A 20,463-nucleotide genomic window follows, 5' to 3' on the forward strand; every position below is an offset into this window, starting at 1 on the left:
GTTCATCCTGAGCCAGGATCAAACTCTCCATTGTATAGTTTTTTTTGCCGCATCGCTGCGGCTCGTTTCCTAGCCCTGTCAATCTTCTGCCTTCAGGGTCTCCCCATCAGGCCTTTTAATGTCGTTTCTCCAGTATTTCAATGAACTTTTACCGCCTCTTTCAGCAGTATCGTAAGACTCTCGCCCCATCTATTTTTCCCGTTCCTTACAAACAGGAGTGCAAAGGTAAGAATAAAATTTACAATCGGTGAAGAAAATAAAATTATTTTTTTGACCTTCTAATTTCAACAATTGTTCCCCCGTTTGGGAGTGCAAAGGTGTAAATCATTTCATTAAACACAAAGTTGTATTTTGAAATAATTGATAAATAGGACAAATGTCACTGATGGTCAGCAACAAAAATTTAAAAAAAATCCTGCCCCGATTTTAACCGAGGCAGGATATCAATCAAAACCTGATATTTCCTTAAAGTGCCTTCAAAGTGATATTTCTCCAATACACTTTGATCCCCCCGCCGTCATGTATCTGCAATAAAATTCCACCTTCACCCTTACCGATTTTCTCGTCTGTATAATCGACCATTTGGACACCATTAACATAAGATGTGACTCTATCGCCTTTTACAACGATCTTCATCTTGTTCCAATCGCCATATTTCAAGGCTTTGTCTTTTTCAGGATCCGGCTTGATCAACCAACCTCTGCCATAACTCTCATAAATCCCACCTGTATCGTTTCCCGGAGGGGCAACTTCTACCTGCCAACCTGATACTTTGGTACCGACAACTGTAGATCGTATAAAAACCCCGCTGTTGCCATCCGCTTCTTGCTTAAACTCAAGATTGATTTCAAAATTTTTGTAATGCTTTTCTGTTCCCAAATAGCCATAACCTTTGTCAGGACCACTCTCAGATACAATCAATCCATTTTCCACATACCATTTTTCGGTACCGTAGACTATCCAACCCGTCAAATCCTTGCCGTTGAACAACTTCTCTTTTTTCTGGCCAAATGACACTTGCGCCAACAAAAGGAATGAGCATACTATTAATAACTTCTTCATAATGGTCTTATTTTAATGTTTTTGAACCAAACTTCGCTTCCGTGGTCTTGAAGGGCGATCAATCCAGATTTTGAAATCGCGTAATCGGGAAAAGCATCCCATTTACCGCTGTTCCTCTTTGTATTCCAATCCTCAGAGTAAGGCACGAATTCGACAGTCTTCTTTCCGTTCAAATAGTATTCCGCCTTTTCATTGGTAAAAATAATTCTCGAAACATTCCATTCGCCGGCAGGCTTTACCACTCCCTCAAAATCAGGGACGTACATCGCATAATCAGCTGCCAATGATTGCCAATCTTCCAAAGGCTGTGGGAATCCTAGCTGATCAATAACCTGGTATTCAGGTCCTGTGTAATAAGGTGCCGCATATTTTGGATCCTCCACTACATGGTAGAAGACGCCACTGTTTCCACCGGTTGCTATTTTCCATGTGAATTCCATTTCAAATTGCTCGAATTCCAAAGGTGCGAATACAATATCCCCGCCAACATCCCCTCCCTCATGGCCTAGACCTTTGAGCGAACCATCTTCAACGGTCCAATTTGGCGGTAAAGAATCACCATTAAAGGCCCTCCATCCATCGGTATTGACACCGTCAAACAACAACATCCAACCTGCTGATTTTTCATCCTCAGAAAGGGAATTATCAGGAAGGATTACTTCTGCAACTTCTTCCGTCACTTCTTCGGCAGGCTTTGGGCTACAGGCCCAAGCCAAGGAAATCAAAGCTATCCAAGCTATTCTTGTGTATTTCATAATTAAATCAATTTCATATTTACGGGATCCCATTTCATAAACTTATCTTGAAAGTAACTGTCGTTGCAGAGCAAGGCAGGAGCCGCAGCCCTAAACCCAAATACCGGGTCTTCGGCCACTGTGCCGTTTGTCCTAATGGCATTGAACCAATTTCCAAAATGGTCATAATGTGCGCCTTTCCAGCTTCTTTCTGCAGCGTATACTGTCTCACGGGGAGGAAGGATTTTGGCTCTGCTTTCTTCGGTAGCTCCTCTCAATTTCGCCTGTTCTCTCAAAAACGGATCATCACTTTCAGCATTTTGATTGAGTTTGACGACTACTTCTTCCCATTTCACGTCCATGGAACCTTTGGTACCCACTATTCTCAAATAAGTAGTACCGCTCGTGCCATCAACAAAATTACATCTTAGAGAAAGGTTGAATCCGGGATGCTCAGGTGTCTGGGGATAATCAAACATCCCCAACAGTACATCGGGAACTTCCCTTCCATCTTTCCAATACCTCAAGCCACCCATGGATGATACCTTGGTTGGACCTTTGGAATTGGTAATAAAATGCAAACTTGAAAAGAGGTGAACAAATAAATCGCCGGACATACCAGTACCATAATCAAGGTAATTTCTCCATCTGAAAAATCTCAAAGGATCCCAATCTCTAGCTGTGGTATTGGAGATGTATTTTTTCCAATCAACCGTCTGTTCATTTCCATCCTTTGGGACATTGTATTGCCATGCGCCCTCGGGAGAATGTCTCGCCCAAAATCCTTCTGCATAAACAATGTCTCCAATGGCTCCGGCGGCGAGAAGTTCTTTGGCCTTTTCATTACCCAAAGAAGAAACACCTTGGCTGCCCACTACCATGACTTTCCCAGATTTTTTCCAAGCATTGACAACGTCCATTCCTTCTTTGACAGAATGAACCATCGGCTTCTCGCAATAGACATGCTTTCCTGCATTCATGGCATCGATACTGATCTGCTTGTGCCAATGGTCAGGAGTCGCAATGATAACAGCATTAATATCTTTTCTTTTGAGGACTTCCTGATAATCTTGGGTAACAAACAGATTGGCTCCCCACTTCTGCTTGGCCGACTCAAGTCTGCCTTTGTACAAATCACAAACAGCCACCAACTTGACATTGGCATGCCTTAGCGCAGAATTGGTATCTTCTGTACCCATGATTCCTGCACCGATCAAAGCCAAATTGATAGGAGAGTCATTGGCAGAACCAAGGGCTATATCTCTTTCGAGGAAATTTTTATCTGGAATTTCTTCCGAAAATGCCAACGGACTTATTGCTGCAGCAGCGCCTGTTGCTCCAAGTTTCTTTAAGAAATGTCTTCTGTTTTGCTTCATCGTCTTGGGTTAGTTATTTTTGTAATTACGGATCGAAAAGTTACTTAAATTTTTTATATAAGTATTTTTCAATGCTCTATATTTTTATAAACGGAATCTGCCCAAGATAAGCACGCTTTCGCTTAAAGATCTTCAAAATATTTTCCGGTAAAGAGTAATCGGCTTCCGTACCAAGAAAACATTTCCCCATCCACTATCTTGATTTTAGTTTTGGGTAATTTTTCTTGAAAAAATAAAATGTGTTTTTCTTTGAATGGAAAAGGCTCTGAACTGAGCAAAAGGAATTCCGGATTCAATTTTACAATTTCTTCCAAATCAATCTCAGGGTACCGAGATTGGTTGATGAGATTTTTGAAACCTCCTTTTTCCAACATGGAATCTATAAAAGTATTTGAACCGATTGCAATCAAAGGGTCTTTCCAAATCAGGTAAACGGCAGAACCTTTGAGTTTGAATTCTTTATCCAAACCATCTTTGATCTGAGATACGATTTGGACGGCTTGTATTGAAGTATCAGTCAACTCCCCTATGCTCAAAATCATCCTGTAAGCATCCTCCAAAGTGAAAATATCACTCATCCAAACTAGATACTTCTCAGCTAGTTTTTCAATCCCCTCTTTGTAATTTTCCTCCTTGTTTCCAATAATCAGGTCAGGTTGAAGCGATTCTATTTTATCAAAATGGAAATTCTTTGTGCCCCCAATAACCGTTTTTTCTTTTTTCAATCCTTTGGGATGAATACAAAATTTTGTAACACCTACAATCCTATCCCTCAATCCCAAATCCACCAAAAGCTCTGTCTGCGATGGCACCAAAGAGACAATCCTTTTTGGAGGATTTGGAAGGGAAATGGCGCGATTGAGTTGGTCTGTAAATATCATAGTCAACAGACCACAGTCCACGGTCCACGGTGGTTTCTCCCTTCTGTGGACTATAGACTATGGACTTATTTAATATATCTAAAATCATAGCCTGGATCCAATTCAGCCAAGAATTGATACATCAGCAAGATGACATTTTCGATATCTTCTTTGCTAGCTGTCTCCACGGTCGTGTGCATGTATTTCAAAGGAAGGGAAATCAAGGCAGACGGGACGCCCTCATTGGAATAAGCAAAAGCATCTGTATCTGTTCCGGTACTTCTCGAAGCTGCTGCCCGTTGGAATGGAATGCTGTTTTTCTTGGCAGATTCGATGACCAAATCCAATAACTTTTTGTGGACTGCAGCACCATAAGTCAAGACAGGTCCTTTTCCGGCAACCTGCTCTCCACTTGTTATCTTGGAATACATCGGCGCAGTGGTATCGTGGCACACATCGGTGATGATCGCTACATTCGGCTTGATGCGGGCGGCGATCATCTCCGCGCCTCGGAGACCGATTTCTTCCTGAACGGCATTCACTATATATAAACCGAAAGGAAGCTTGAGACCTGCCTCTTGGATTTTCCTCGCTACCTGTGCGATCATATATCCCCCAATCCTGTTGTCCAAGGCCCTTCCTGAATAGAATTTTCCGTTCAATTCCTGCAGGTCATCTTTGAAGGTAATCACGCAACCGACATGGATGCCCAATGCCTCCACTTCTTCTTTGTTTCTTGCCCCGACATCGATAAAAATATTATCCAAAGTCGGCCCTTCTTCTTTTCCTTCTTTCCTGACATGGATCGCCGGCCAACCAAAAACTCCGGGAATGACGGCTTTGTCCGTGTGGATATTTACCCGCATGGACGGAGCGATCATGTGGTCAGACCCGCCGTTTCTACGGACATAGATATAGCCGTCGGCATTGATATAATTGACAAACCAACTGATCTCGTCGGCATGGGCTTCTATGACGACCTTGTATTCAGCTTCGGGATTGATGACTCCCACGACTGTTCCATAGCTGTCAGTAAAGTAGCTGTCCACATAAGGTTTGATATAATCCAACCAAATCTGTTGGCCCGATGCCTCAAATCCGGTGGGAGAGGCGTTGTTAAGGTATTTGTAGAGGAAGAGTTTGTCGTTTTCTAAGGGCATTTTATTTTATTAAGGAGTTATTGGTTAATAGTTATTAGTTATTGGGTTATTTAGGAATCTTGACCTGTTTTTGCTTTTTTCAAGTAGGCGATATAACCGTTGATCAATTTAAGACACGAGCTGTATAAGTGACGGAAATTATTTAAATCTTCATCTGAAATATAGCCTTCATCTAAAGCAATTATCATATGGTCAAGTGTTTCGGTAAGGGAACCCCTGGCCACTCTGCAAAATTGAATATTCTCTTGGAAATGAAATCTTCCAAATCCTTCTGCAATATTATTTGAAATTGATCTTGAAGATCTTTTTGATTGCATAAATAGACCGTATTTCTCTTCCTTGGGAAGTTTTAGAATTACTTTCATTACAAAAATTCTAATTTTCCTAGCCTTTTTCCAGACCTCCAGTTGTTCGAAAGATTCCATTTATTCTTTTGGTTAATGGTATTTGGATTAATAATTCAAAAATTCAAACTAATATAACTAAGTTTCAATTTAAGAATCACTAACCCAATAACTTTTTAACCATTAACCATCTACTACAAAGGAATATTCCCATGCTTTTTCCTCGGCAGTTTATCCACTTTGTTCTCCAGCATTTTAAAACCTCTGATCAGTTTTTCTCTTGTTTCGGAAGGGATGATGACTTCGTCTATAAAACCCCTATGGGCAGCGCGGTATGGATTGGCGAATTTGGAAGTATAGTCATCAATCTTTTCCTGGAGTTTGGCTGCCGGATCTTCAGCTTCGGCGATTTCTCTTTTGAAAATAATCTCTGCCGCACCTTTGGGACCCATTACGGCGATCTCAGCAGTAGGCCAGGCAAAATTCAGATCAGCTCCGATATGTTTGGAATTCATCACATCATAAGCACCTCCATAAGCTTTTCGGGTAATAACGGTTATCCTTGGAACTGTCGCTTCCGAGAACGCATAGAGCAACTTGGCCCCATTGGTAATGATTCCATTCCATTCCTGATCTGTCCCCGGCAAAAATCCCGGCACATCCACCAATACCAATAGGGGTACATTGAAAGAGTCACATGTCCTCACAAACCTTGCTGCTTTCATCGAAGCATTATTGTCCAAAACTCCGGCAAGTGATTGGGGTTGATTTCCGACAATACCTATACTTCTTCCCGCAAGCCTTGCAAATCCCACGACAATATTGTCTGCGTAATTTTTGTGCACTTCCAAAAACGAGCCCTCATCACAGATCCCATCCACTACATCGCGGATATCATACGGATGGTTAGGATTATCGGGAATGATGGTATCCAAAACCTTTCTGGACTCATCTTCTTTTAATTCATATCCATAAACAGGAGCGGTATCCTCGCAGTTTTGAGGCATGTAACTGAGCAATTTTTTGATGTTTTGGATACATTCCAACTCATTGGCACAGGCAAAATGAGTTACCCCACTTTTGGTGGAATGTGTGCTTGCCCCGCCCAATTCTTCTGCAGTGACATTTTCGGCAGTGACGGTTTTTACGACATTGGGTCCGGTCACAAACATGTAGGAGGTGTTTTCGACCATCAGGATAAAATCTGTGATTGCAGGAGAATACACCGCTCCACCTGCACAGGGTCCCATGATGGCTGAAATCTGGGGCACTACGCCCGAGGCCAAAGTATTTCTATAAAAAATATCCGCATATCCACCCAAAGAGACAACGCCTTCCTGAATCCTTGCTCCTCCCGAATCATTCAAACCAATGACGGGCGCACCGTTTTTCATGGCCATGTCCATGATTTTGCAGATTTTCTCCGCATGTGTTTCCGAAAGAGATCCTCCAAAAATCGTAAAATCCTGTGAATACACATAGACCAATCGTCCGTTGATTTCTCCATATCCAGCCACCACGCCATCGCCTAGGTAATGCTCTTTGTCAAGACCAAAGTCTTTGGCTCGGTGCATCACAAATTTGTCAATTTCCTGAAAACTGCCTTCATCAAGTAAAAAATGTAACCTTTCCCTTGCTGTAAGTTTGCCTTTCTTGTGTTGGGCGGCAATTCTTGCTTCTCCTCCACCGAGCAAAGCTTCCTCGTTTTTCTTATTCAGTAATTCAAATTTGTCCTTATTGGAGGGAAGGGTATAAACGCCTTTGATTTTGCTGTCCATGTTGCTAAAGTTATTTGGTTAGGTCAAATATAATGCGGGACAATCTAGCGAGGAAATTTAAATTGAGGAACCTCAAGGAAATTCAAATTCGAGATCATAATAAATTCTTGTCAAGGGTTTTAGAATAAACTTTTTATATTCGCGCATTCAAAAAACAAGGGGTATGATTCCGACCAAAGCTGCAATCATCGACATGGGTACCAATACGTTTCACCTTCTTTTGGTGGAATTGTATGCAGACAGGTTCGAGACTATATATAAAGAGAAAATTCCTGTCAAGATCGGTCAGGGCGGTATCAGCCGCAACACCATTCATCCTGATGCTGAAAAAAGGGCTTTTCATACTTTGCACCATTTCAGAAACCTGATAGACGGGGAAGGAATCACCAGCATTTTTGCCTTTGCTACCAGCGGGGTGCGCAATGCTGATAATGGAAAAGAATTTGTAGCCAAAATCAAAGAACAATTCCAGATAGATGTACTTATCATCGATGGGGAACAGGAAGCCCAAATGATCTACGAAGGTATCAGATTTAGTGGTTCACTTACAGATGAAACCTGCCTGATGATGGATATTGGAGGTGGTTCAGTCGAATTTATAATAGGTAATTCGCAAGAAGCATTTTGGAGAAAAAGTTTTGAAATCGGCGGGCAAAGGATGCTGGACCTGTTTCATTATCATGATCCGATTTTACCCGAAGAGGCCGAAAACCTCACTTTTTATCTTGAACAAAAACTTGTGGAACTTCTTGAAGCCATCAATACATTCAATCCGACTTGTTTGGTTGGTTCTTCAGGAACTTTTGATACGCTTACAGATATGTACTTTGCTTCCCTTCATGAAACCAAACTAAAGACACAACAGGTATTTCAATTGCCAAGAGGGGAATTTGAATTGATTGCCCAAAAGCTTCTGACACTCAATAGAGATCAAAGACTTTTGATTCCCGGGATGATCGAAATGCGGGTGGATATGATCGTCGTGGCTGCCTGCCTGATCGAATATATCTTGAAGTTTGTCCCTGTTTCCACCTTGATTTGTTCCAATTTTGCACTGAAAGAAGGAGCTATTGCGGAATTGATGGGAAAACATTCCCGAGTCCACACGCTTATCAGCAGGTAATCCAATCCTTAAATCCGGATCCCAACCATGATATTTTCATACGCAGACCTGTTCGATTTTACCAAATCCATACTTTTAAAAATCGGCTGTCCCGAAAAAGATGCATCTCTCGCAGCCGATGTATTGTTATCCGCTGACTTGAGAGGCGTAGATTCTCATGGCGTGGCAAGGCTTTCAGGTTATGTGAGGCTGTGGGAAAAAGGAAGAATCAACGCAACCCCAAATATCAAAATAGTCCACGAAACCCCGAGTACGGCTGTCGTTGATGGTGACGGTGGTTTGGGTTTGGTTGTCGCACCTTTTGCGATGCAGGTGGCGATTGACAAAGCAAAAACCGCAGGTACGGGATGGGTTTCGGTGAAGCATTCCAACCATTACGGCATTGCGGGATATCATGCTATGATGGCTCTCGACCATGACATGATCGGGATCTCACTTACCAATGCAAGTCCTTTGGTAAGTCCAACTTTTTCCAAAGAAAGATTGCTTGGAACCAATCCTATTGCTGTGGCTATTCCGGCTAAAAACCAACCTCCTTTTGTCGCGGATATGGCCACCACAACTGCAGCAAATGGGAAATTGGAAATCCTGCAGAGAAAAGAAATGGATGCACCACTTGGTTGGGTGCAGGACAAAGACGGCAATCAGACGACTGATTCCAATGGCGTTAAAAAAGGAGGCGCTTTGCTTCCTCTCGGAGGAGATAGAGAACATGGATCTCACAAAGGATATGCTTTGGGAGCAATAGTTGATATATTTTCCGCAGTCCTTTCGGGAGCAAATTATGGGCCATGGGTCCCACCTTTCGTGGCATTCCTTGAGCCGGACCCCAATCCTGTCGGTGAGGGTTTGGGCCATTTTTTTGGTGCGATGCGCGTAGATGCTTTCCGTCCTGCGGATGACTTCAAATCCCATATGGACAATTGGATCGGTAGATTCCGTCAGGCAAAACCTACAGAAGGAAATGAAAAAGTATTGATCCCGGGAGATCCTGAACGCGAACTTGAAGCCGAAAGAAGGGTCAGGGGAATCCCTTTGCTTAAGCCTGTGGAAGAGGATCTGAGGAGTTTGGGAGAAAGATTTGGAGTAAAATTATAAACAGAAGTCTACCCAAAGCTTACTCCATCTTCAATTATTTTTTGAATAAATTCTCAATCCAAGTTCATTTTGGTAAATTGACCTTCATGGAATTTAAATTAGACAGGACAGCATTCAAAGCATCGAAGGCAGATGAACAAGTGAACTACGGCGAGGAATACCGTGGAAAAAGTCCCTGGGAATTGCTGGAGATTGCATTTTATCTTAATAGCTTGGCATATGGTTTTTCTCTAGATAATCCACCTAAGATGGATAAGACTGCTTTCAAAGCCGGCAGGATGGAAGACCAGAAATAAAGATTGAATTGAAATATTTTTTTTCTTTTTCTATGCCCATTTTGGCTATTGACCAACCATCCATCAAATCACATTTGTTTGGTTTTTACCTTTTTGTAAATTGAAGGTCATAAAAATTTCTCAATCGAAATACCCAAAAACCTATGAGCGCATCTACTTACAACAGACGACAATTTCTGAAAACCGGCGGTTTTGCTGCATTGGCCCTATCGAGTATGGGGATGATTGGCATCAATCCGATTCAAAATGATACACCTCTCAAAGTGGCTTTGATCGGGTCGGGATGGTATGGGAAAAGCGACCTTTTCAGATTGATACAGGTTGCCAATGTGGAAGTGGTGGCGCTCTGTGATGTGGACAAAAACATGTTGAAGGAGGCGGGCGATCTGGTATCCAAAAGACAGAAATCAGGAAAAATCCCAAAGCTTTATAACGACTACAGGGAATTATTGAAAGAAAACAAACTGGATATTACAGTGATTGGTTCTCCCGACCATTGGCATGCATTACAGGCCATTGCTGCCATCAAATCAGGTTCGCATGTTTACCTCCAAAAACCCATCTCAGTAGATGTCATCGAAGGGGAGGCTGTGGTAGCTGCGGCAAGGAAATATAATAAAATGGTGCAGGTCGGCACCCAACGAAGAAGCACTCCACACCTTTGGGATGCCAAAAAGAAGGTTTTGGATGGTGGCATGTTGGGTAATATTTCGCATGTAGAGATCTGTTGCTATTATCACATGAGGGCCAATGGAAATCCCCCTGTTGAGGCAGTACCTGCATTTTTGGATTATGACATGTGGACTGGTCCTGCCCCACTCCGTCCATATGATGGAATTCCCCATACAAGATGGTGGAGAACATTTATGGAATATGGAAATGGGATTCCGGGCGATATGTGTGTCCACATGTTGGATACAGTACGTTGGCTTTTGGGTCTCGGATGGCCGAGCAAAATAACTGCGACCGGCGGAATCTACGTCCAAAAAGAGGGAAAATCGAATATTGCAGATACACAAACTGCTATCTACGAATTTGATGGGCTGAATGTCGTGTGGCAGCACCGTACTTGGGGCAATCCTGTGGATCCTGAATATCCTTGGGCTTTCAAGATTTTTGGTGAGAACGGGACTTTGGCCGGAAGTACGATGAAAGCTGAATTTATACCCTTTGGAAAAGGAGACAAAATTCTTTTTGATGTCCTGTTTGAAAAAGAACAATATCCTGAAGACCTGACTGAAAACAGAATCGAACTCAATGCCGCCCCTGCTACCAGAAGACAGATGCAAAACCTATTGGATTCCATGAAAACAGGAGAGCTTCCTGTTGCGGATATTGAGGAGGGACACATCTCCACGGCAAGCTGTATTTTGGCAAATATGTCAATGGAACTCGGAAGACCACTCGTCTATGATCCAAAAAAGAGAATCATCGTCGATGACCCGGAAGCGACCAAAAAACTCAGAAGACCCTATAGAGGCCCTTGGGTGCATCCCGAACCTGACAATGTTTAAACTTGATCCCCGGAAAATTTTCGGGGATTTTTTTTTTAAACCCTTGTAGCGTTGGCTGTCATTAATCCGTATTGACAATATGCAAACTATACCAACTATGAAGACTACAAGTATGAAAAACAAAATCTTTGGTTTCCTGAAATTGTTTTCAATTTTCCTTTCCGCAACATTTCTCACAACAGGCTGTGTTGATAAACTCGAGAATACCCCTCAGCCTCCTGCTGCATTTGTCGCCATTTATCATGGTTCACCAGATGGACCTGATCTGGACATATATGCCGAATCCAGGAAAATCAATAACCAAGCCCTGCTATTTGGTCAGACTTTCCCATACAGTGGTTTTTTTGCTGGAGAAAGAAGACTACGTTTTAACCCCTTTAATGCCCAAAATACCCTGTTGGAGAAAAATATTTCCTTAGATCAAGATAAAATCTACACTGTTTTTCTGGTGAACAAAGCAGCAGATTTGGATGCCATCCAGGTTGAGGATATCTGGGAAGAACCGGACGGGTTAAAGTCCCAAGTCAGGCTCGTGCATTTGTCTCCTGATGCCGGTGATCTTGAGGTCAGCATTGCAAACCAAAGTCCATTTGGCTCAGCTGCATCCTACCTTTCAGTTTCTGATTTCCTTGAATTGGAAAAAGGAAAAGTTAAAGTAGTCGTCAAATCAAAAACCACAGGAGAAGTGCTCGTAACAGTCAATGAAATTGAATTGCTTGGAAACAGGGTCTATTCCTTGGTGATCAGAGGATTTGCAAATCCTGTTAACGGCAACAATCCGATCAGCGTACAGCTACTGACCAACTACATTAAATTCTAGAAATTTGTTTTTTTGTGGAAAACCCGGCGGCTGTGCTTCCGGGATTTTTTTATCCAAAAAGATCAGAACTTAAGTACCGGTCTCCTCTGTCACAAGTAATACAGACGATAATGCCTGAGTTCAATTCGGATGAAAGCTGGATCGCAGCGTGTAAAGCTCCCCCACTGCTCATTCCGGCCAAAATCCCCTCTTCTTTTGCCATTCTTCTGGTCATCATGGTTGCTGCATCCTGACTGACATCAATAACCCGATCTACACGGCTTGCATCAAAAATCTTTGGCAAAAACTCCGGAGTCCATCTTCTGATCCCCGGAATCTGGGAACCGTCAGTAGGTTGGGTTCCTACAATCTGAATCGATGGATTTTTTTCTTTGAGGTATTTCGATACCCCCATGATAGTACCTGTGGTACCCATTGCCGAAACAAAATGGGTGACTTTTCCTTCGGTATCTTTCCATATCTCCGGACCGGTACTATAATAATGTGCCATATAATTGTCCGGATTGGAAAATTGGTCCAACATAAAATAACCTTCTTCCGCAGCCATTTTATCAGCCAATTCCCTCGAATATTCTATGGTCCTTTCTGCAGGTGTCAAGATTACTTTTGCTCCATAAGCTTCCATTGAAAGTATCCTTTCTCTGGTAGAATTATCCGGCATGATCAAGGTCATTTTAAGACCGAGAATATTGGCCACCATGGCCAAAGCAATGCCTGTATTGCCTGATGTGGCTTCCACAAGTCTGTCCCCGGGTTTGATATCTCCTCTTTCCAGCGCACAATTAATCATGTTGTAGGCAGCGCGGTCCTTGACACTTCCTCCGGGGTTTTGTCCCTCCAGTTTACAAAAAATCTTTACTTTAGGATTGGTAGGGATTTTGACTGCCTCTACCAAAGGTGTATTTCCTATCAGGTCAGTTAATTTCATCCTTCATTTTTTATGATATAGGTATCAGTCTGATCCAAGTCAGGATTGTACATTTTTGCCTGGTAATAAATCTTGCTGTTTGGAGGCACACTTTTGGTAATCCAAACATTTCCCCCAATGGTAGAATTCCTTCCGATCACCGTATTTCCTCCCAAAATAGTCGCTCCCGCATAGATCACGACGTCATCTTCGATGGTGGGATGTCTCTTTTTATCTGCATCTTCTTTGTCAACACTCAAGGCGCCTAAAGTGACGCCTTGATAGATTTTGACGCAATCACCGATAACGGTTGTCTCTCCAATTACGATGCCTGTACCATGGTCAATACAAAAGCGTTCTCCGATTTTGGCTCCGGGATGGATATCCACTCCTGTTTTGCTGTGGGAGTATTCTGTGATCATCCTCGGAATCAGCGTCACACCATAAGAGTGTAACAGATGGGCAATCCTGTAAGCCGCCACGGCATAGAATCCGGGATAGCATCTGATAATTTCTGTCATGGATTTGGCAGCTGGGTCTCCGTCATACAATGCCCCCACATCTTGGATCAATAGGTCATATACCCGCTCCAAATTATCAAAGAATCCATTGGCCATCTCTATGCCGTCTCCTTTGTACAAGTGCTTATTCTTGAGCAAAACCTGTGATAGTTTATGCCTCAATTCTTCGATTTTTTCGGCAACCTGATCCTCTTCCTTTAAAAGTTCGCTGGCAAAATCAGGGAAAAGCAAACCCAACACACTTTCAAAAAAAGTATGGATTAATTTTGGGGAAGGGCATTGCGGACAATCCCGGTGGGATTTACTGAGTTTTTTTATTAAGGAATTCATTTTTGGCTATTTGGTTGATTAAAGAAAAAACCCAACCCTCAGGACGTAGGGCTGATTATAGGGAGACCTGATGGGGTCATACAAGAAATTATAAAGGAAAGTAAAATTTGCTCCGCCTCTGCCCCCAAAAGGGGTAAAATAACCACCGCCCAGAAAAAACCCGGGAACCCAATCTCTTTCAAATCTATCAAATCTGGGATTATAAAGGTCAAGATTCAAACTCTCATATTCTGCGTGGATAAAGAAACTCTGGAAAATGTTATTTCTTAAAAAAACACGGCCTCCATAAATGGTATTGTCTCCTTCAGGAAACCTTGTGTCATTGAAATATTGAAAAGTACCTCCAAGTCCTCCCGAAAGGGTATTGGTAAGCATCACTCCTGCCAATGGCGAAACATCTACAAAAGTGATTGTTCCAAAAGCAACTCCGAGATTTCCTCCAAAATAAACCCTGTCTTTTAACGGTGCTTTTTCGCCTTGCTGAATTTCTCTTTGGGCATGAAGGTTTCCTATTCCAAAGAAGAGAAAAAACAAAAACACAACAAAAATTGGCTTATTCTTCGACCACCACATATAGATCCTCACTTTCCCTTTTCATCAGATATCTTTCTCTGGCAAACTTTTCCAAAAGCTCATAATTGCTCATCAATTCCTCTCTGTCAGCAAGGATTTTAGCTTTCCTATCCTGATAGAATTCCTTTTGCTTTTCCAACTCCTTGATTTTGGAACCAAGCTTAAATTGGGTAAGGATGTCATTTGAATCAATAAACACCATCCAAACAATAAAAAATAGGGTAAATAAGAAGTAGAAATTTTTGGTGTATTTGAGGTACTTTTTCATCGTATTCTCCTTGATAAAAACAAATATATACATTGGAGGCTAATAATTCCACAATTGCCCAATATTTGAACGCTCCTGTTTTCCCAAATATAGCTACTTCCGACTATCCAGAATCCTTATCACTTTATACCTTATTGTATCAAAATAAATTCCCGAATATTTATATTGTTGGACAAACAAAACAATCCTATGAAAAGAAATTTTATAAAGGTCTTTAGCGGGCTTTTGCCTGTTCTATTTGGACTCCATTTTTCAGCTGTTCAGGCACAGGAAGTAAAACCCACCACGGCCAAAGAAATGAAAGAAGCCGTTTCTGTGCATCAGGAAATGCTTTCTAATTCACCTTTTAGAAATTATCCTGCCCGAAATATCGGACCTACCAATATGAGCGGGAGGATTGTGGACATTGAGGTAACCAATGACTTCAAAACCTACTATGTCGCCGCTGCATCCGGAGGAGTATGGAAAACCAATGACAATGGACAATCATTCAAACCCGTCTTCGACCACCAAGGCGCCTTAGGAATTGGGGATATGGACATTTCCCCTTCCAACAATGATATCATCTGGGTTGGAACAGGTGAAAACAACTCAAGCAGGTCCACCTACGCAGGCTCGGGGGTTTACAAATCCAAAGATGGCGGGGTGACCTGGGAATTTATGGGACTGCCACATTCCCAGCATATCGGTCAGATTCAAATCCACCCGACCAACCCTGATATAGTGTGGGTTGCTTCCATGGGATCCCTTTATTCCAAAAATGAAGAAAGGGGACTCTACAAAACCAAAGACGGAGGCAAAACTTGGAAAAAAACGCTTTCCATCAATGACAATACCGGAGTCATCGACCTTAAATTCCATCCTACCAATCCAGATGTCATGTTGGCGGCATCTTGGGAAAGATTCAGACAGGCACATGATTTTATTGGAAACGGTGAAGGTTCGGCCATATGGCGATCAGAAGATGGAGGAGATTCCTGGAAAAAATCTGTCACAGGTTTTCCACAGGATGAATTTGTCGGAAGAATTGGTTTTGACTTTAGCCTGAGCAATCCATCTGTTGTCTATGCCCTTCACGATTACCAAAAAATGCAGGAAAAGCCTGCAAGGCAAGCACCGGCACAAACTACGGAAGATTTGAAATTTGAAAATTTCAAAACAATGTCTGTCTTGGAAATTGAAAATCTCGAAAATGATAAACTTGAAAAATTCCTCAGAAGCAACCGATTTGCTACAAAATATGATGCCGCGACAGTTAAGAAATTGGTAAAAACAGGAAAGATTACTCCTCAACAAATCGCCAATTATAATGGTACCGGGCAAGACGCCAATGCTTCCCTTTTCAATTCGGCTGTCATCGGCGCTGAAGTTTACCGTTCAGATGACGCGGGAAAAACCTGGAAAAAGGTGAGTGAATCCAATCTTGACAGGTTGTACAACTCGTACGGATATTATTTTGGAGAAATCAGGGTAAGCACCGAGGATGAAAATCAAATGTTTATTTTGGGCGTACCTCTCTTGGTTTCAAGAGATGGGGGAAAAAATTTCGCAAGAACAGACACTGTCGGCGATGTCCATTCTGACCATCAGTCCATGTGGATCAATCCAAACGATGCCAAGCATATTCTTTTGGGTACTGACGGGGGCATCTACAGTTCCTTTGGGGGAGGAGAAAGATGGAACCATCTCAATGACCAATTGACGATCAGCCAGTTTTATTCCATCATGGTGGATGAAAAGACACCTTATAATGTCTATGGCGGCATGCAGGACAATGGCGTATGGTACGGAGCCTCCACCAACAAACCCGAAGTACCTTGGACTTCCCTCATGGGCGGTGACGGAATGGTCGTTGCCGTGGACACCAGATCCAATGATGTGGTCTACACAGGATTTCAGTTCGGAAATTACTTCAGGATCAATACTAAAACAGAAGAAAGAAAATTGGTTACGCCAGGACATGACATTGGAAGGGATCCAAACCGATGGAACTGGAGAACACCTGCGATTCTCAGTAGCCACAATCAGGATATTTTCTACATGGGTTCGCAGTATGTTTACAGAAGCTTGGACAGGGGGGATACATGGGAAACCATCTCTTCGGATTTGACCAAAAACCAGAAAAGTGGAAATGTGCCTTTCGCCACACTTTCGGTAATTGAGGAATCTCCCCTCGAATTCGGAACACTCTATGCCGGTTCGGATGATGGAAATGTATGGGTTACAAAAGACCATGGGGACAGTTGGATAGATATCAGTAAAGGCCTTCCGCAAAACAGGTGGATCAGCAGCATCACCCCTTCACAATTTGCCGAAGGAACGGTTTATGTCACTTTGAATGGCTACCGCTATGATGAATTTTCTCCATTTGTGTACAAAAGCTCGGATTATGGAAAGACATGGATTTCTGTCTCCGCCAATCTGCCGAAGGAAGCTGTCAATGTGATCAAGGAAGATCATACCAATCCCAATATCCTTTATTTGGGAACTGACCACGGATTATATGTTTCTCTAAATGGAGGAAAAAGTTATGAGCTGTTTCAGGGAAATGTCCCTAATGTGGCCATCTATGACATGGTGATCCAAAAAAGAGAAAATGACCTGGTCATTGGGTCACATGGAAGAAGTGTATTCATTGTGGATTTGGATCCGCTTCAGAAAGTCGCGCTTAACCCAACAGCTGAGGCAAAATTGCTTCGTGCTTCAGAAATCAGGATCAACCAGAGAAGATCACCTTGGGCAGAGGAACCCAACACAAAACCGAGTCAGTCTATCCTTTACTTTGTAAATCAGTCAGGCCAAACTGATTTTGAGGTGAAAAACGAAAAGGGAGAAAGCCTGAAATCCTGGAGTGTAACTTCTTCCAAAGGCGTGAATTCCACAGGTTGGGAATACGGAAATATCGGAAAGGGGAAATACACTATCCTCATCAAGAAAAATTCAGGCACAGATGAGTTGGTTTTTGAAATCAAATAATACCAAAGAGGTCCGGAATTCCGGACCTCTTTTTTTTAGAACAACCTGAAACCAGCCGAAAAAATGATTTGATTTTGGCGTTGGTCAGTTTGAAATGCCGTAGAACTTTTTGACATTTTGCTTAGGGAACTTTCGTACTTGAGGTCAAAAATCAAATTGCCCAGATCCAAACCCAAACCTGCCTGATAGCCAAAAGTGGAAGTTTTATAATCCACTTCCACAGGCACATTCAGCGCATCTTCAATTTTATAATCGACCAAAACAGAAGCAATAGGTCCGGCCTGCACCCTTAGGAATTTTAAAAATTTCAATCCAAACATAACGGGAATATCCAGCCTGTTGAAATTGGCATTAAAATCTGTCTGTACTCCGTTATCATCCGTTTTGATTACAGAACCTCCCGTACTTGTAAAAAGAAGCTCCGGTTGCATAAAAATTGAGCTTCCTCCCATTCGGACAAAAAGTCCAAGATGGTAACCAAAATCATTGTCTCCGGTTTGAAAATCCTCTCCGTTCACGTGAATGTTTGCAGTAGAAATGCCCGCTTTTGGGCCAATGGAAAAATCCTGTCCCTGAACACTGAAGCTCAGGATGATGGCGGAAATTAGAAATAGGAAGTGTTTCATAATTATTATGGCTTTAGATTGTTATCAATTTAACGAGTTAAAAAGAGGAAATTGCTAAAAAAAATGATTTTTTAAGCAATTCCTGCTTGAGGTGATTCCGTTATGAATTTTAGAAATTAAAAAATTTAATGCGTGCTTTTTTGATTTTTTAACCAAATTGAAAATTAAGAGGCCCTATCCAAAACAAACTGATTTGCAATATTATAGAGCTCAGTGTAATCCATTGGTTTGGGTAATAACCTGTCAAAAGGAATCACCGCAATGCTTCTGAAATAATCAATGTCTCCTGCTGTAAATCCGATGATCGGGATTTGTCCGGTTTTGTCTCTTTGCTTGATTTCAGCAAGGAGTTCTATACCATCCATCTCAGGCATCATGATATCAGTAATGACAATGTTTATCCCATTATCATTGATAAAGATATCAAGGGCTTCAAGACCATTTACAGCAGTAACGACAACGTTGTTTCTACGTTCGAATAATTTTTGGAGAATCAGCCTGTTTATGGCATCATCATCCACTACCAAGACTTTCATAGTAATAATGGGAAGAAAATTGTGTCTGTTTGGGGATTTTTAAAATTACATTAATTTTTATATAAAAAGCAAAAAATATTATTCAAAAAAAAAGGGCCGTTTCGGCCCTTTTACATTTTTCGAGTTTTGGAAATCAACCCCCTTCCTGAGGGGTTCCAAATACACCCAATAGATCCAATAATACCAATGCGATCACAACAGGACAAACCCACTTAATAAAGAATACCCATGTTTTTCTGGATGCACCCTTAAATCCAGGAGCTCCTTGTGCAATTTCATCTGCAAAATCTCCGATTTTCTTAGCCCAACCTGTGTACAAACTAAGCATCAAACAGATCACTACCACAGCTACAGTACCGAAAGTGAAATCCATGATGTCAAAAAATCCAATTTTGGTATTTCCCAAAAATGATATAGACATGCTGTTGAATATACTTCCTTCTATTGAAGACAATGCTGAAGGTATGGAAAGAGCCATTGCTGCAATCCCGACAATCCAAGCTGCTTTTTTCCTGCTCCACTTTCTATCATCAATCAAATACGAAACCGGCACTTCCAGCATAGAAATCGTAGAAGTCAGGGCTGCAACCATCAATAAAAGGAAAAACAATCCACCGATAATATTGCCGCCTGGCATCGCATCAAAAACTCTTGGCAATACATCGAATACCAATGCAGGTCCGGCAGCAGGATCTTTTCCAGGAAGCAATGCGAACAATGCAGGGAAAACCATCAAGCCACCCATCAGGGCCACCGCAGTATCCATACCGGCTATCCAACCTGAGGAAGCAACAATATTACCGTTTTTGGGAAGATAAGAACCGAAAGTAATCATCAAACCCCATCCTACAGACATCGAAAAGAAAGCCTGACCCAATGCCTGAAGTACCACTTTTGAATTGATCTTGGAGAAATCCGGATTCAGATAATATTCAATCCCTGCACTTGCACCTTCAAGTGTGACACTTCTGCCCGCAATAAAGACAACAATGATCAGCAACAAAGGCATTAAGAATTTTGCAGCCTTTTCAATACCACCCGAAATACCGCCTAACACGATTCCAATTGTCATCAATATAAAGGCAAAAGTCAAAGGAATGATATACATCGGAGTCTGTTGAAACTCTTCAAAATCAACAGGTATGTCAATCACTTCCGTGAAAATGTAACCTAATGTCCAGCCTGCAATCACTGAATAATAACTCAATACAAAAAAACAAACCAAAACGCAGAGAATCCCTGCCAACTGCCAAAACTTATTTCCTCCCGTACCCCTAATGGCACCTATGGGGTTTTTGCCGGATATTCTTCCTAGAGAAATTTCATTCAACAAAAGCGGGAGTCCTATTAAAATCACACATAAAATATAGACAAAAACAAAGGCTCCTCCACCATTTTGTCCTGTGAGGTATGGAAACCTCCAAATATTACCCAATCCTACCGCAGAACCGGCAGCAGCCATAATAAAGCCAAAACTTGACCCGAATTGACCCCTACCCGGAGCATCTGTTTTAATCGCCATAGTCTATCAATTACTTGTGATTTGATGAATTTTTTATTT

Annotated in this window: 20 protein-coding genes; 6 read left to right on the top strand and 14 right to left on the bottom strand. The window is 42.0% G+C overall.

Annotation, left to right across the window (positions count from 1 at the left end):
• Positions 1 to 465: 465 nt before the first annotated feature.
• The 7 genes from MMU05_RS22510 to MMU05_RS22540 all read right to left on the bottom strand — a co-directional run bounded on the left by MMU05_RS22510 (position 466) and on the right by MMU05_RS22540 (position 7,314).
• Positions 466 to 1,062: a 3-keto-disaccharide hydrolase gene (locus tag MMU05_RS22510; protein WP_241143909.1), complete on the bottom strand. Its 597-nt coding sequence runs from the start codon at positions 1,060 to 1,062 to the stop codon at positions 466 to 468.
• Positions 1,059 to 1,817, bottom strand: coding sequence for a 3-keto-disaccharide hydrolase (locus MMU05_RS22515; protein ID WP_241143910.1), 759 nt, complete (start codon positions 1,815 to 1,817; stop codon positions 1,059 to 1,061). Before MMU05_RS22515 ends, MMU05_RS22510 begins: the two co-directional genes overlap by 4 nt.
• Before the next feature lie 2 nt (positions 1,818 to 1,819).
• Positions 1,820 to 3,172 carry a Gfo/Idh/MocA family oxidoreductase gene (locus MMU05_RS22520; RefSeq protein ID WP_241143911.1) on the bottom strand — a complete coding sequence of 451 codons (1,353 nt, stop codon included), beginning with the start codon at positions 3,170 to 3,172 and terminating at the stop codon, positions 1,820 to 1,822.
• A 122-nt stretch (positions 3,173 to 3,294) separates the two neighbouring features.
• Complete coding sequence (locus tag MMU05_RS22525; protein ID WP_241143912.1) at positions 3,295 to 4,053, bottom strand: ABC transporter substrate-binding protein; 759 nt, start codon at positions 4,051 to 4,053, stop codon at positions 3,295 to 3,297.
• 65 nt (positions 4,054 to 4,118) lie between these two features.
• On the bottom strand, positions 4,119 to 5,192 hold the full coding sequence (locus MMU05_RS22530; protein ID WP_241143913.1) for a M42 family metallopeptidase: 1,074 nt from the start codon (positions 5,190 to 5,192) through the stop codon (positions 4,119 to 4,121).
• 50 nt (positions 5,193 to 5,242) lie between these two features.
• Positions 5,243 to 5,617 carry a four helix bundle protein gene (locus MMU05_RS22535; protein WP_241143914.1) on the bottom strand — a complete coding sequence of 125 codons (375 nt, stop codon included), beginning with the start codon at positions 5,615 to 5,617 and terminating at the stop codon, positions 5,243 to 5,245.
• A 113-nt stretch (positions 5,618 to 5,730) separates the two neighbouring features.
• Positions 5,731 to 7,314 carry an acyl-CoA carboxylase subunit beta gene (locus tag MMU05_RS22540; RefSeq protein ID WP_241143915.1) on the bottom strand — a complete coding sequence of 528 codons (1,584 nt, stop codon included), beginning with the start codon at positions 7,312 to 7,314 and terminating at the stop codon, positions 5,731 to 5,733.
• A 163-nt stretch (positions 7,315 to 7,477) separates the two neighbouring features.
• On the opposite strand from MMU05_RS22540, the gene MMU05_RS22545 reads away from it, so the two are divergent.
• The 5 genes from MMU05_RS22545 (at position 7,478) to MMU05_RS22565 (ending at position 12,165) form a co-directional block, all read left to right on the top strand.
• Positions 7,478 to 8,437: a Ppx/GppA phosphatase family protein gene (locus MMU05_RS22545; RefSeq protein WP_241143916.1), complete on the top strand. Its 960-nt coding sequence runs from the start codon at positions 7,478 to 7,480 to the stop codon at positions 8,435 to 8,437.
• 27 nt (positions 8,438 to 8,464) lie between these two features.
• The gene (locus MMU05_RS22550) at positions 8,465 to 9,535 is read left to right on the top strand and encodes an Ldh family oxidoreductase (protein WP_241143917.1); all 1,071 of its coding nucleotides are present in this window, start codon (positions 8,465 to 8,467) and stop codon (positions 9,533 to 9,535) included.
• Between the two features lie 86 nt (positions 9,536 to 9,621).
• Positions 9,622 to 9,831 carry a hypothetical protein gene (locus MMU05_RS22555; RefSeq protein ID WP_241143918.1) on the top strand — a complete coding sequence of 70 codons (210 nt, stop codon included), beginning with the start codon at positions 9,622 to 9,624 and terminating at the stop codon, positions 9,829 to 9,831.
• A gap of 143 nt (positions 9,832 to 9,974) precedes the next feature.
• Positions 9,975 to 11,345 (top strand): Gfo/Idh/MocA family protein, encoded by a 1,371-nt coding sequence (locus MMU05_RS22560; protein WP_241143919.1) that lies wholly within the window; start codon positions 9,975 to 9,977, stop codon positions 11,343 to 11,345.
• 97 nt (positions 11,346 to 11,442) lie between these two features.
• Positions 11,443 to 12,165 (top strand): DUF4397 domain-containing protein, encoded by a 723-nt coding sequence (locus tag MMU05_RS22565; RefSeq protein ID WP_241143920.1) that lies wholly within the window; start codon positions 11,443 to 11,445, stop codon positions 12,163 to 12,165.
• A gap of 49 nt (positions 12,166 to 12,214) precedes the next feature.
• Here MMU05_RS22565 and cysM read toward each other — a convergent pair whose 3' ends face one another.
• From cysM to MMU05_RS22585, 4 genes are read right to left on the bottom strand one after another with little or no spacing between them, the layout of a single operon-like run.
• Positions 12,215 to 13,093, bottom strand: a complete 879-nt coding sequence (cysM, locus tag MMU05_RS22570; RefSeq protein WP_241143921.1) for a cysteine synthase CysM — start codon at positions 13,091 to 13,093, stop codon at positions 12,215 to 12,217.
• The gene (epsC, locus tag MMU05_RS22575) at positions 13,090 to 13,923 is read right to left on the bottom strand and encodes a serine O-acetyltransferase EpsC (RefSeq protein ID WP_241143922.1); all 834 of its coding nucleotides are present in this window, start codon (positions 13,921 to 13,923) and stop codon (positions 13,090 to 13,092) included. The genes cysM and epsC overlap by 4 nt, the downstream gene beginning before the upstream one ends.
• A gap of 18 nt (positions 13,924 to 13,941) precedes the next feature.
• Positions 13,942 to 14,496: a hypothetical protein gene (locus tag MMU05_RS22580; RefSeq protein ID WP_241143923.1), complete on the bottom strand. Its 555-nt coding sequence runs from the start codon at positions 14,494 to 14,496 to the stop codon at positions 13,942 to 13,944.
• Positions 14,477 to 14,764, bottom strand: a complete 288-nt coding sequence (locus MMU05_RS22585) for an FtsB family cell division protein (protein WP_241143936.1) — start codon at positions 14,762 to 14,764, stop codon at positions 14,477 to 14,479. The genes MMU05_RS22580 and MMU05_RS22585 overlap by 20 nt, the downstream gene beginning before the upstream one ends.
• 189 nt (positions 14,765 to 14,953) lie before the next feature.
• Here MMU05_RS22585 and MMU05_RS22590 point away from each other — a divergent pair, with 189 nt between their 5' ends.
• Positions 14,954 to 17,740: a WD40/YVTN/BNR-like repeat-containing protein gene (locus MMU05_RS22590; RefSeq protein WP_241143924.1), complete on the top strand. Its 2,787-nt coding sequence runs from the start codon at positions 14,954 to 14,956 to the stop codon at positions 17,738 to 17,740.
• 35 nt (positions 17,741 to 17,775) lie between these two features.
• Here the strand turns inward: MMU05_RS22590 and MMU05_RS22595 are convergent, their stop codons facing one another.
• The 3 genes from MMU05_RS22595 to MMU05_RS22605 form a co-directional block, all read right to left on the bottom strand.
• Entirely contained in the window at positions 17,776 to 18,366 is a 591-nt protein-coding gene (locus MMU05_RS22595; RefSeq protein WP_241143925.1) for an outer membrane beta-barrel protein, read from the bottom strand.
• Positions 18,367 to 18,530: 164 nt separating this feature from the next.
• Positions 18,531 to 18,902: a response regulator gene (locus tag MMU05_RS22600; protein ID WP_241143926.1), complete on the bottom strand. Its 372-nt coding sequence runs from the start codon at positions 18,900 to 18,902 to the stop codon at positions 18,531 to 18,533.
• 133 nt (positions 18,903 to 19,035) lie between these two features.
• Positions 19,036 to 20,424, bottom strand: coding sequence for a sodium-dependent transporter (locus MMU05_RS22605; protein WP_241143927.1), 1,389 nt, complete (start codon positions 20,422 to 20,424; stop codon positions 19,036 to 19,038).
• Between the last annotated feature and the right edge of the window lie 39 nt (positions 20,425 to 20,463).

The sequence above is a fragment of the Cognataquiflexum rubidum genome (assembly GCF_022538115.1).
In the GTDB taxonomy this organism is placed as follows: Bacteria; Bacteroidota; Bacteroidia; order Cytophagales; family Cyclobacteriaceae; genus Cognataquiflexum; species Cognataquiflexum rubidum.